Below are 12,773 nucleotides of genomic sequence, written 5' to 3'. Positions count from 1 at the left end.
AAAATGAAGCGGTCAATCCATGCATCCTTCATTGCTTTTTTGATGTCTGTATTTGTGTTATCCGCGAACGCGCAAGGTTTCCCCTCCCGGACTGTCAGCATCATCGTTCCTTTCCCTCCCGGCGGGTCTGCCGACCTCTTTGCACGTGCAATTGCGCCAATTCTTTCGAAGACTTGGGGGCAGCCCGTCATAGTCGAAAATAGACCAGGTGCCGGGGGCAATATCGCAGCGCAAATGGCAGCGCGTGCAACTCCGGATGGGCACACACTTTTTTTGGCACCGGATCCGGTGTTGTCAACCAACCAGCTTATATATCCTAAGCTGCCGTACGATGTGAAGCGTGATTTCGCACCAGTGTCTAGAGTCGTTGAATTTCCGAGCGTCATCGTGGTGAATGCTTCGCTAGGCGTCAAAACGCTGGGAGAGTTGCAAACGCTGGCTAAAACAAACCAGGGCAAACTCAACTTTAGTTCTTTCGGTATAGGAACAGCCCCTCATATCGGAATGGAGATGTTTAATAGAGTCGCTGGCGTCGATATAGTGCACGTGCCCTACAAGGGTATGGCGGATGCCGTACCTGCTCTAGTGGCGGGTGATGTACAGGTACTGTTCATTGGACACAGCATTGCACAAATGGGGGCAATCCAGGAGGGCCGTCTGCGAATACTCGCAGTGGCAGGGGACCATAGATCCAGACTGATTCCGAATGTACCGACTTTCGCTGAAGCAGGATTTCCCACCCTAAAGGGGCCGAATTTCTGGGGTTTTGTGACGCAATCCAAGGTGCCTCGCGCGATCATAGAAAAAATCAATGCGGATATTGTCAAGGCGCTCAGCGACCCCGGTATTGTGGATCGCTTTGTTACTAAAAACGGCTATGAATTGATTGGCGACACGCCAGAACAATTCGCCGCACGCATACAGGCGCTTACGGACATTTGGGCGCCGGTAATCAAGAGTGCAGATATTCACCTAGAGTGAATAGAAGAGATGCAGTAGCGACGGGAGCGAAAGACAGGACCGCATAACACTCGTTAAAAAGAAGAACGTTCTTTTGGTTCGATGTCTCCGCCAATGAGGGTCAGTTGAACAAGAGGCGGTGTAGTTCCGCCGGTTTTTCGCTACTTAAAAATGTGACGAGAACTCAGCAGCGTGCTTGCCAGCTACCCGTCCAGAGCCAAAGGCCCAGGCCAGATGGTGGCCATGGCCTTTAAGCAGCATGCCGCCTTGGCCCGTAGAGCCGGCCGCGAACAGACCAGGAATTGGTTTACCGGTTGCATCTGTGACCTCAAGACGGGGTGTCACCGCCAGCCCCGCATCTGCGAGTATGGTGTAGGCCCCTATTGGCCCAAGCAGCAAAAACGGACCTTGTGACAGGCCCGATTGCATGGCGCTATTTTCGAGTGATCTGGCATCCATGTCTCGCATTGCCGCGAGCTTGGTAGGCGTGGCCGCGCGTGCGCAGAGATCAGGGCGGTTAGTGACGTAGTCACCTATATATGCGTAAGCCACACTTGGCGCTGTTGAAATAAAGTTTGGCCACTTTGAGAACATGTTGACGAGGCGCGCATCCATAAGCGCATATGCAACGCCCTCAGGCTGCCGTGCAATGCCAAAGCCGATTTTTTCGCCGTCCTTCATGAAAGTCTCGCCTCGCTTGTTAACCAGAATTGCGCCTTTGTTGAAAAGGTTGGCCTCGGGGGCGAGCGCCGTGGTAACAAAGCTCATGACGAATGGGCGGATCAGTCTAGGGGGCAAATTCTGCAAGCCCCATCGCATCAGGCGGGTTAGGGGCTTTATAGGGGGCAGGGAAAGCAGCCAAGGTTCGCGTGGTGGGGGAGCGAAGCGAAAGCGCGGGTCGTTAAAGGCAATATCGCCGTTAAGTATTGTCGCGCCAGCGTCTCGGGCAATGCGGTGGCAGTCGCCCGTGGCATAGCTGTTGACCGCAGGGATGGAAACCTGTGCATCCGATCCATACTCAAGCTTGAAATCCCTGCTGGCATTGAAATCGCCGGCAGCAAGGACTACCGCCTTTGCATGAAAGGCGGTGGTCTCTCCTCTGCTATCGCGCGCTTCTACGCCCGTCACTCGTCCGTCTCTTTGAGTCAGGCGCTGCGCGCACGTATTCACGTAGATTTCTACACTCGCCTTGGCTGCTCGTCTCGACAGGTGGTAAATGAAAGAGCGAGAGTTGGGAAGCACGTTATGCATGCGGGGCTTGCGATGCGGAGGTTCTTCAAACGGTCCAATGAACTCAACACCGCTGGACCGTAGCCATTCAATAACACCAGGTGCCTGGGTGGTAAGAACCTCGCAGAGTTCCATATTGTCGCGGTTGGCCTGCGCGCCTGCCCAAGCTGGCATATCTGCTAGATGTTCGGCTGGGGAGTCGGAAATGCCTGCCGCATGCTGATCGGGTGTACCCGCTGCAGTAATAGAGCCAATCGACCACCCGGTGCTCCCGCCGATGGCCGGCGCTTTTTCAATGAGGATCACGGATTTCCCCAACTCTGCTGCAGTAATCGCGGCAGCAAGACCTGAACCGCCACCGCCAACAATCAGGACATCACACCGTTTCATAGAACGCTCCAGATTCCGTGTAAGGCCAGACGGACGCCAGCTTCTCGGCTGTTTCCATGATTTTTGGTGCACTCGCCTCCAGCGCTTTGCGATCCATATGAACGCATGGCGTCGCAAGCGTTACGACCCCGACGCATAGTGTTTGACCATCCATCTGGGGAACAATCACCGGCACGCCGATGGCACCAACGCCAATTGCATGCTCCTCATAAGAGATGGCATAACCGTCAAGCTTTGTCTTTCTAATGTTGGCCATGATCTTCTTGAGATCGACCAGCGAGTGCTGGGTCATGCGCTGAATGCCACTTTGAAGGATGAGGCGCTGCGCATGCGCTTCGTCCAATGTTGACAACCAAGCTTTCCCTGCAGCATGCGTATGCAACCCGATGTCGAGGCTGTAGTTTGGGTCGATTTGAAGCATGCGCTTGCGGCCAAGAATGGACAACACCCAGGTGATAGCGTCTCGTTCAGCAACTGCAAGGCGCACAAATTCGCCGGTGGCATCTGCCAGTTCCCTGAGGATGACCTGGCTCTGATTAAGTAGCCGCGACCCTGTCATTTTCCGGAGTCCTACGTTGCTGATCTTGTATGTCAGGCTGTAGTTCCCTGTTACCTCATTCTTGAAAATGTAGCGCGTGTTGATCAGCGTGTTCAACAGACGAAAGGCTATTGATTTGTTTACGGATAGTAGATGGAGTATTTCCGTAAAAGACAGGCCGTCAGGCGCTCCTGCCAACTGCTCGATGATGAAAAGCGCACGTTCGACGCCAGTGATTGAGTCTCCCTGTTTTTCGATCATGCCGGGAAGGTCGCTCATTAGAAATCTCCTTGATAGGTACCGACTGCCTTTGGCAGCGAAATTCCGATTGGTTGTCGATCAATGGTAACCCATGTTACCATTCTGGAAAAATTAGGGTAACCGAGGTTACTGTGGCACTCGCTTAGAGTCAAACTGCAGCTTCCTCTTCACTAAAAGGCGACAGGAGACAACATGAAACAGATATCTTTCATTCTCGGAACAGTATTCATCGGGGGTGTATTGGCACTCTCGGCAGCGGCCCCCGCGCTTGCTCAAAACTATCCTTCAAAACCCATAAAAATCATCGTCCCTTATCCTGCGGGAGGATCAACGGATCAGATCGCACGCCTGATCTCAGTGCCAATGTCCAAGTCCATGGGGCAACCGGTTGTAGTGGAAAACATCAGCGGAGGTAATACGATGATTGGCGCGTCCACCGCCGCACGCGCCGCGCCTGATGGATACACGCTCATGGTCAACAGCCTTGCATATTCGGTCAATCTGCTGGTGACCAAGTCGCCCAGCTATAAGGCCGAAGATTTCATACCAGTGGCCGGATTAATGAGTAATCCATACGTCCTTAGCGTCAACCAAACGGTTCCCGCTACCTCGCTTAAGGAGCTGATTGACTACGCCAAACGCGAACCGTCAAAGGTCAACGCGGCTTCTTTGGGCGTCGGTGGGGTTACTCATCTGCTGAATGAGCGGTTTGCAGCGATGGTCGGTGTGCCTCTCACCAGCGTCCAATATCGTGGTGCTGCACCTGCGCTCGTGGATCTGATGTCCGGGCAGGTACAGTTTTTCATCGACAACGTAGTGACATCGATTCCACACATTCGCGCCGACAAGCTTCGTCCATTGGCCGTCTCTTCGACCGAACGTTCTCCGCTCATGCCGAATGTGCCTACGTTCCGGGAATTGGGTTATCCGCGCATGACGCAGGATGCATGGTTTGGATTGTTCGCGCCGAAGGGCACGCCACAGGGCATTGTTGAACGCCTCAATGCAGAAGCACAGAAAGCCTTGGCAGCTCCAGAGGTCCAAGCTGTTCTCATTCGTGACGGAATGAAGACCCCTACCTATTCCCCGGTCCAGTTCTCTGAATTTATCAAACAGGACGCCGCCTCTTGGAGGGAAACGGTCAAATCCCTGAACATCCAGCTCGATTAATCCGTGAAGAGATATCCGGCAATTGAGATTGTTGTCAAGCATGGGCATCGCTTGGCAATGGCTACCGCGATCCTGATCTCTGTATTTTCATACGCGAACTTCGGTGTCAGCGGTTCTTATCTTCAGCTTGTTGCGGGCATGGTGCTGGCTGTCGTTACCTATGGTCTGTTGAGGGTGGGTGCAGAAATTGTTGAAGTAGTAGCGGACACGCTTCTTCCCAAGTAGTGAGTGGTCGCTAATGTTCGAGAAAAAAAGCTTGGTGGCGGATGTCGCCGTGATTGGCGGGGGGCTAGCCGGCATGGTTTCGGCCCTGTGCTGCGCAATGCACGGCCGTCGTGTGGTTGTACTTGAAAAGCTCACCGACCAACGTTACGTTTGCAACTCGCGTATTGCCAGCGGCGTGTTTCATGTAGCAATGACAACGCCGCAAACCTCCCCTCAGGCGCTACAGGCACGAATGGCCTCCCGCAATCCTGGGGGCCGCCCAGAACTTGTGAAAGCGTTATCGGACGATGCCTTACAGGCCATTCACTGGTTGCGCGACAACACCGATGCGAGGTTCATCCGTGCTGGTGCAGAGGCACTGTACGACTACGTTCTTGCCCCGCCATCTGTGGCCCGGACCGGGAGGCAATGGCAGGGTAGGGGCGCGGATGTCCTGTTGCGGAACCTGGAAGCCCGCTTAGTTTCCGGGGGCGGCCAACTGATGCGAGGCATTCGTGCGGAACGCTTGCTCATGGAGGGCTCGGCCTGTGCTGGCGTGGAAGGACTCATGAGCGATGCTCTGCCTTTCGAAGTCCGAAGCTCCTGTGTCGTGATCGCCGATGGAGGTTTTCAGGGCAGCGATGAATTGCTCGCCCGTTACGTGTGTGCGCATCCGTCGAGGCTGGTGCATAGAAACACGCGAACCGGTGCAGGAGACGGATTGCGTATGGCGCTCGCGGCAGGGGCGGGCATGACAATGGACCCCGGGTTTTATGGCCATGTACAGTCGCGCAGTGGGCTTACCGATGACAGCCTGTGGCCATACCCCTGGCTTGATGAACTGGTCAGGTGCAGCATCTTGGTGACCGCTGACGGTCACCGCTTTGCCGATGAAGGGCGTGGTGGCATTTACCTGGCAAACCAGATTGCGCGTCTTCCTGATCCGGCTTCATCAATAGTCATTGCCGATGCCGCTGCATGGGAAGGGCCCGCAGCCGACCGGCCAACCGGTCCCAATCCGAAGCTTCTGCTTGCCGGTGGCACGATCTTCAAGGCCAACAACCTTGGCGAGCTCGCGATCATGGCTTCTATCAACCCGCAAGGATTGCTCAGCGAGGTGGCGCGTTACAACGAGGCCGTTGCGTCGGAAACCTGCGGTATGTTGGATCCAGCTCGAACTGTTTCGGATTTCAAACCTTGGCCGATCAGCCGGTCGCCTTTCTATGCCATCCCTGCGGCGGCCGGCATCACCTATACATTGGGCGGCATATCGGTCGATGCGGCCTCTCGTGTGCTGAAGACCAGCGGCGATGTGTTGCCGGGTTTGTACGCGGCAGGGTCCGCGGCGGGTGGGCTGGAGGGGGGGGAAGGTGCGGCCTATTTTGGGGGTCTGGTGAAAGCGGCGGTTACAGGGTTGCGTGCGGCGAAGGATATTTGCAGCCGGAAATTTCCAGATCGGAGTCCGCATTGAAGGCCATTGAGATCAGTCGCCACGGCGGCCCGGAGGTTTTACAGATGTGTGAGCGCCCCAAGCCGGTCGCAGGCCCTCACGAAGTGGTGATCCGGGTGGGTGCAGCTGGTGTGAACCGACCCGATGTTCAACAACGCAAGGGCTTGTACCCAGCGCCTCCAGGTGCGTCGGACATCCCCGGGCTCGATACCGCGGGTGTAATTGTCAAGGTCGGTGAGGCCGTGCGCCGGTGGAAAGAGGGAGACCGCGTTTGTGCCCTCTCTGCAGGCGGCGGTTACGCGGAGTTTTGCGCTGTACCCGAAAGCCAGGTGATGCCAGTCCCGCATGGTCTCGGCATGGCAGAAGCAGCTTCGTTGCCTGAGGTTTATTTCACTGCGTGGCACAACATCATGCAACTTGGCAGGCTGGATTTTCGTGAGACCTTGCTCATACAGGGCGGAACAAGCGGCGTGGGCATGGCTGCGGCTCAGATCGCAAAAGTTCTAAGACAGGCGAGGGTCCTAGCTACCGCGGGGACTTCTGAAAAGTGCGCCATGTGCAGACGCTTTGGTGTGGATATTGCCATCAACTACCGTGAAGGTGAGTGGGCTGATGCAGTCCGCAACCTGGTTGGCGATGCCGGCGTTGACGTCATTCTTGACTCGCAGGCAGCCGACTATGTGGAGAAGGAAGTCGAGCTGCTCGCTATGGGAGGACGCCTTTTGCTGATTGCCAATCATCGAGGCGATTATTCGAATATCCGAACACGGGCTTTTGTACAGCGAAGCCTGACCCTGACAGGCGCGCAGATAAGACGTCGCGATCCGGTTTTCAAGGGGAAGATAGCTTCTGAGCTTGTGTCGCAAGTCTGGCCCCAACTGGCCGCAGGGACTATCAAAACGCATATCCAGAACAAGTTTCCCTTGTCGCAGGCCGCTTCAGCGCACGCCATCCTGGATGCCAATGAACAGGTGGGGAAGATTGTGCTGGTCGTCGACCCCGGCATTGAATAGCGAATTTTGAAAGGAAACTTTGTGAAACAGGAAAGTTGCATACGTGACTCGCGCGGCCTTGCCGCGCAGGGTGGAAAGGATCAACAGCATGAAAAATGGTAGCCGCCTTGCCGCCGACATTGGCGGCACATTCACAGATGTGGCCTATTTCGATCCACATACTGGCACCATGTCGCTCGGCAAGACGCTGAGTACGCCCCGCCACCTGGTCGAGGGGATTGCCGATGGCGTGGCAAAGGCCGGCACACGTTTCCGAGACGCCGAGATATTCCTGCACGGATCTACCGTCGCAATCAACACCCTGCTTGAGCGCCGTGGTGCAAAAACGGCTTTGCTGATCACCCGCGGGTTCCGCGATATCTACGAGATTGGAAGGATCAACCGTCCTGATGCCTACAACCTGTTCTTCAGGAAGCATGTGCCCCTGGTCGAACGCAGGCTGCGGTTTGAGGTCACGGAACGGCTTACCGCAGAAGGCGGTGTGGATACACCCCTCGACGAGGCGGGGGTGCATGCTATTTGTGACCAGCTCGCCACAGAGGGTATTGAGGCGGTAGCCATCCTGCTGTTGCACTGTTACGCCAATCCTGATCACGAAATTCGCGTGAAAAATATTGTGCGACAGCGCCTGCCACACGCGTTTGTGACTGCCTCGCATGAGCTGTCGCAGGAATACCGCGAATTCGAACGCTGTTCAACCGCCGTTGCGAATGCCTACATTGGTCCCATCGTAAGCCGTTACGTAGGTGAGATTGACAAACGACTGGTTGGCGAGGGGTTCGAGGGCTCATTCCTGCTTGTGCAGTCCACCGGCGGACTCTATGAATCGCAACAAGCCCAGATCCAATGCGTACGCATGCTTGAGTCGGGGCCTGCGGCGGGTGTCATCGGGGCGCATGCACTTTGTAAGGCGCTAGACCTTCCAAATGCGATTGCCTTTGACATGGGGGGGACGACGGCCAAGGCCGGCGTGATCTATGAGAGCCACGTATTGACAACGAATGTGGCCTTGGTAGGTGGTTACAACGAAGGCTTGCCAATACAAATCCCGCTAGTGGACGTATTCGAGGTCGGCACGGGTGGAGGCAGCATTGCTGACGTCGACGTCGGTGGTTCGTTGAGCGTAGGACCCCGCAGCGCAGGCGCAGAACCTGGGCCGGCCGCGTACGGGCGGGGCGGCGAATTGCCCACGGTGACGGATGCTAACCTGCTACTCGGCCGCTTGGGAGCGGATAGCTTTCTAGGGGGCGAGATGAGGTTGCAAGTGGATGCAGCCGAAAAAGCCGTTCTTGCAAGAGTGGCCTGCCCGTTGGGCATTGACGTAACTGCCGCAGCTGATGGAATCTTGCGGATTGCAGTCACAAAAATGTCGTATGCAGTCAAGGGTGTGTCTACAGAGCGAGGTTTCGATGCAGCCGCATTCACCCTAATTGCCTACGGCGGTGCAGGTCCTTTGCATGCGTCTGCCATCGCACGTGAGATCGGCATGAAACACCTCATCATTCCTCGCGCCCCAGGACACTTTTGCGCGTTCGGTATGCTGCACTCCGATCTGCGTTATGACCTGGTGCGTACCACGTTCCGTAAGCTCGAGGAAATGGATTTTAGTGAAATCGGGAACGCATTTGCCGAGATGACAGCACTCGGAAAGACATCGCTTGCCGAAAGCGATGTCCAGCCTGATGCTGTGCATGTCGGCTATTCTGCAGACATGCGTTATGTCGGACAGGAACACTCGGTTACGGTGGACCTGGACCCTTCGCTCCTACTGGCGCAGGACCGCCCTGGCATTAAGTCGCGGTTTGACGCTGTCCACCAGCTTCGCTACGGTACGTCTGCGCCGCAGGAAAAAGTCGAGATCGTGACTTTGCGCGCAGCTGTCACGGGTGTGATGAAAAAACCGGCGATGGAGCACATTGCGACTGGGGCGGCAGACCCGCCAGTTGACGCACTGCGGGGTACGCGTCCGGTTTATTTCACGGAAGCAGGAGGTGCGGTCCAAGCTGGCATCTACATCCGCGACAGGCTGCTCGCAAATAATCGCATCCAGGGCCCCGCACTGATCGAAGAGCACGCTTCCACGACAGTGGTGCTTCCGGGCGACTGGCTCCAAGTGGATAAATTCGGCAATCTGAGAATCGAGCTGGGAGCGATCCAATCATGAACACGCCTTTAAAAACTGCCGCTGGCCAGCCGGATGCCGTGCTCACCGAGATTATCCGAAACGGCGTGCTTGCTGTCACCGAGGAGATGAAAACCAATCTCATGCGAACAGCGTACAACATGATAATTTACGAGGCCCTTGATTTCACGGTCGGTCTTTTTACCGCAGAAGGTGAAACGATCTCGATCGGCATCGGCCTTCCGAGTTTCATCCGCGGTATGGCTAACACCGTCAAGGCCAAGCTGGCCTACTACGGCCGCGACGGCATCGCGCCAGGAGACATCCTGGTCACTAACGATGCCTATATCACCGGCAGCCACCTGAACCACTTCACCTTTAGCCAGCCCGTCTTCGTTAACGGTGAACTGACGGCCTGGTCCTGTTGCATGGCGCACTGGCCCGATGTTGGTGGCTCCTTGGGGGGAGTGACTTCCGATATCTATTCCGAAGGTTTGCAGATCCCTATTCTCAAGTACCGCGATGGCGAACGCGTAAACGAAGATTTGGTCCGGATCATACGCACCAACGTACGACTAGCTGACCGAGCCATGGGCGACCTCCGCGCGCAGATTGTTGCTGTCTCCACCGGTCACAAGCGTTTCACTGAACTGCTACAGCGCTATGGGCGCGAACCTGTGCTTGCCGCTATAGCCAACATCATGGACAGATCCGAGGCTGCAGCGAGGGCCCGAACCCGGTCGATTCCGGACGGGGTTTACGAAGCCGAGTCGTTCATGGACGATGACGGACTGGATATCGGCTCACGCGTACCGATTAAGGTTCGGGTAATAAAAAAGGGAGACGAGCTGACAGTAGACCTTTCGGAGGTCAGCCCGCAGGTGCGAGGTTTCTTCAACTCCGGGCCAAGCACTGGCTATTCCTGTGCACAGGTAGCCTACAAGTGTCTAACATCACCGACAGACTATCCTATCAACGAAGGAAGTTTTAGGCCGCTGAAAGTCATTCTCCCGGAAGGCACGGTTGTCAGTGCCGTCAAGCCTGCGGCCATGCGCAAATGGATGACGTTTCCGATGACGGTCGTTGATACCATTTTTAAGGCGATGGTCTCAGCGATTCCTGAGCGGACCATTGCAGCCCACCATGCCGATCTGGTGATTGCAATGTTTCACGGTATCGCGCCCAAGGATGGGCAGTTCTTCATCGGGTTTGTCGGGCCCACCGGCGGCGGCTGGGGGGCTAAAAAAACCGAGGACGGTATGAGTGGCGTAGTTTGCTCCAATGACGGGGATACGCACAACAGCCCATGCGAACAACTCGAATCCAAATATCCCATCTTGATTGAGCGTCATGCCTTGCGGTCCGGTTCCGGTGGGGCGGGCAAGCACCGTGGCGGGCTAGGCACGGAAGTGGTGGTGCGAGCCAGAGCGACCATTTCGGTAGATGTTCAGTCAGACCGAATGCACTGCGCACCTTGGGGGCTGGAAGGCGGCCACGCAGGACTGCCAAATGTGGTTTTTGTATGCCCCAAAGGCGAAGATCCGGATGCGATGGTCACCGCCAAGATTCGCAGCCAACGCTTGCGCGTGGGAGACAGGCTGTATTTGCGTGCCGGCGGCGGCGGCGGATTCGGATTACCCGAGGAACGTGAGCCGGAAATGGTAGCCCATGATGTCGCACAGGGCTATGTCGAAGCCAACCAAGCGGCGGCGGTATACAAAGTGCAATTGACGGATGAGGGACTAGTGGATGTGGCTGCGACAGCGAAGGTGCGGTCGGCTTGAGACGCTTTAGGTATTGCACAATGATCAAGGACTGTTGCTAGCTCATGCGTCGCAACCTTTCGATGCTTAAAACCCCATCTCTTCCAGACCAAACCGAGCTCGCCCTAACCGTTATTAGGTTGATGGGGCAATGGCGGCGCATAGCGCAGGGTCACATTCCCCTGGACGGCTATTCCTGCGCCTGCAGCTTGTCTTTCGGTGGCATAACCATGATCGACGTTGAGAGGGATATCGTGGACTACCTCCAAGAGAAACACCAAGGGGTTCAGGGCCTGGACTGTTTGTTCGGGAGGGACGACGAGGAGCCCCAATCTGAACTGAATCTTGCTTGCGTGCTGCGACGTCTTACTGATAAGACCGTGCCATTCGAGGGGGCATTCAAGCTCCTGGCTGATCTCGAAAAGTCCTTAGCCGGTTTGGCGAACCTGCACACGATCGGACCGGCGAGCATTTAAGCGATGACCAGCTGCACAAGCGCATGGCGCCGGCATGCACATCTCGATACATGCCCTGTCCTTTTATTGAAGGCGCCGCCGGCGTATCAGTTCGTCTGGCCCCTCTGGTCCAGTCAGAGGGGTCGCTCCAAAAGTGGATCAGAATGAACGGAAACTACTACTCTCTCTGTATAAGTTTTCAGCGAAATTAGAAGGATTGGGCTTTACTCGCGCTCCACTCCAGCCTCGCTAATCAGACGTGTCCATATTTGAAGCTGAGCCGATATAAATGTGCGCATCTCCCCCGGCGAACGAACTGTAGGTGTCAGACCTTGTTGCTCCAGCAGCCGGGCATTAGCGGGTTGGCGCATCAAAGTAGTTAGCTCCCTAGAAAGCCTCGTCACAATTTCTGGTGGAGTGTCTGCAGGTGCAAAGAGGCCAATCCAGGGAAGTATTGTTATGCCCCGAAGTCCAGCCTCGTCAAAAGTGGGAACGTCCGGTGCCAACGCACTCCGTGCGTCGCCGATGGATGCGATTGCCTTTAGTTTCCCATCCTTCACCATATTCAACATACTGGTAGTGGAGGCCAACATCATCTGGACGCGTCCAGATATCAGGTCTGGCAGGGCGGGTGCCTCGCCTTTGTAGGGCACACCGGTCATCTGCAAGCCTGCCAGTCGTACCAGCTGCGCAGCTGCTAAATTTCCGGTAGAGTTTCCGAATGCATAACTGAGTTTTCCTGGATTGGCTTTTGCGTAAGCGATAAATTCTTTCAGGTTGTTCACGGGCAGGCTTGGGTGAACGTACATGAAGAACGCGGATTGCCCCAACAGACCAATTGGCTGGAGAGCGGTTAATGGGTCGTACGGTGGCTTCAATCGCAAAGTGGGAACGGCAAGTATCTGGGTATTGGTGGCAACCAGCAAGGTATGGCCATCCGGCTTCGAACGGATAACCTCGGCCGTACCGATTGCACCATCCGCTCCTGGGCGGTTATCTACAACCACAGGCTGCCCCAACTGCTCTGACAAGCCTTGGCCAACTGCTCTTCCGACTGCATCAACGGAACCGCCTGCAGTAAAGGGAACGATGAGCTTTATTGGTCGTGAGGGGAAAGGTTGCGCCAAAGCTATCGAGCATGCCAGCGAAAGCATTAGTGTGGCAACAACCTTGAAAATGAGCGGCTTTCTATTTCTTGTCATATTTCGCATGAGAAA

11 protein-coding genes are annotated in these 12,773 nt (G+C 55.8%); 8 read left to right on the top strand and 3 right to left on the bottom strand.

The window, feature by feature from the left end; all coding sequences use genetic code 11:
* Nucleotides 1–3: 3 nt before the first annotated feature.
* Nucleotides 4–981 (top strand): Bug family tripartite tricarboxylate transporter substrate binding protein, encoded by a 978-nt coding sequence (locus ACFQND_RS27095; RefSeq protein WP_371439421.1) that lies wholly within the window; start codon nt 4–6, stop codon nt 979–981.
* Nucleotides 982–1,125: 144 nt separating this feature from the next.
* Here the strand turns inward: ACFQND_RS27095 and ACFQND_RS27090 are convergent, their stop codons facing one another.
* Together ACFQND_RS27090 and ACFQND_RS27085 are read right to left on the bottom strand one after the other, a co-directional pair.
* On the bottom strand, nt 1,126–2,580 hold the full coding sequence (locus ACFQND_RS27090) for an FAD-dependent oxidoreductase (RefSeq protein WP_371439422.1): 1,455 nt from the start codon (nt 2,578–2,580) through the stop codon (nt 1,126–1,128).
* Nucleotides 2,567–3,397 (bottom strand): IclR family transcriptional regulator, encoded by an 831-nt coding sequence (locus ACFQND_RS27085; RefSeq protein WP_371439423.1) that lies wholly within the window; start codon nt 3,395–3,397, stop codon nt 2,567–2,569. The genes ACFQND_RS27090 and ACFQND_RS27085 overlap by 14 nt, the downstream gene beginning before the upstream one ends.
* Before the next feature lie 174 nt (nt 3,398–3,571).
* On the opposite strand from ACFQND_RS27085, the gene ACFQND_RS27080 reads away from it, so the two are divergent.
* The 7 genes from ACFQND_RS27080 (at nt 3,572) to ACFQND_RS27050 (ending at nt 11,577) form a co-directional block, all read left to right on the top strand.
* Nucleotides 3,572–4,549 (top strand): Bug family tripartite tricarboxylate transporter substrate binding protein, encoded by a 978-nt coding sequence (locus ACFQND_RS27080; protein ID WP_371439424.1) that lies wholly within the window; start codon nt 3,572–3,574, stop codon nt 4,547–4,549.
* A gap of 3 nt (nt 4,550–4,552) precedes the next feature.
* Entirely contained in the window at nt 4,553–4,774 is a 222-nt protein-coding gene (locus ACFQND_RS27075) for a hypothetical protein (protein WP_371439425.1), read from the top strand.
* A gap of 13 nt (nt 4,775–4,787) precedes the next feature.
* The gene (locus ACFQND_RS27070; RefSeq protein ID WP_371439426.1) at nt 4,788–6,224 is read left to right on the top strand and encodes an FAD-dependent oxidoreductase; all 1,437 of its coding nucleotides are present in this window, start codon (nt 4,788–4,790) and stop codon (nt 6,222–6,224) included.
* The gene (locus ACFQND_RS27065; RefSeq protein ID WP_371439427.1) at nt 6,221–7,216 is read left to right on the top strand and encodes an NAD(P)H-quinone oxidoreductase; all 996 of its coding nucleotides are present in this window, start codon (nt 6,221–6,223) and stop codon (nt 7,214–7,216) included. The genes ACFQND_RS27070 and ACFQND_RS27065 overlap by 4 nt, the downstream gene beginning before the upstream one ends.
* Nucleotides 7,217–7,304: 88 nt before the next feature.
* Entirely contained in the window at nt 7,305–9,380 is a 2,076-nt protein-coding gene (locus ACFQND_RS27060; RefSeq protein WP_371439428.1) for a hydantoinase/oxoprolinase family protein, read from the top strand.
* Nucleotides 9,377–11,122 carry a hydantoinase B/oxoprolinase family protein gene (locus ACFQND_RS27055; protein ID WP_371439429.1) on the top strand — a complete coding sequence of 582 codons (1,746 nt, stop codon included), beginning with the start codon at nt 9,377–9,379 and terminating at the stop codon, nt 11,120–11,122. Before ACFQND_RS27060 ends, ACFQND_RS27055 begins: the two co-directional genes overlap by 4 nt.
* A 209-nt stretch (nt 11,123–11,331) precedes the next feature.
* Nucleotides 11,332–11,577 carry a hypothetical protein gene (locus tag ACFQND_RS27050; protein ID WP_371439430.1) on the top strand — a complete coding sequence of 82 codons (246 nt, stop codon included), beginning with the start codon at nt 11,332–11,334 and terminating at the stop codon, nt 11,575–11,577.
* Between the two features lie 203 nt (nt 11,578–11,780).
* Here the strand turns inward: ACFQND_RS27050 and ACFQND_RS27045 are convergent, their stop codons facing one another.
* Nucleotides 11,781–12,767, bottom strand: coding sequence for a Bug family tripartite tricarboxylate transporter substrate binding protein (locus tag ACFQND_RS27045; RefSeq protein WP_371439431.1), 987 nt, complete (start codon nt 12,765–12,767; stop codon nt 11,781–11,783).
* Between the last annotated feature and the right edge of the window lie 6 nt (nt 12,768–12,773).

This window comes from Polaromonas aquatica (genome assembly GCF_042659145.1).
Classification (GTDB): Bacteria; Pseudomonadota; Gammaproteobacteria; order Burkholderiales; family Burkholderiaceae_C; genus Polaromonas; species Polaromonas aquatica.
Note: the sequence above shows the minus strand (reverse complement) of the source record. Positions and strands in the feature narration are given on the sequence as shown.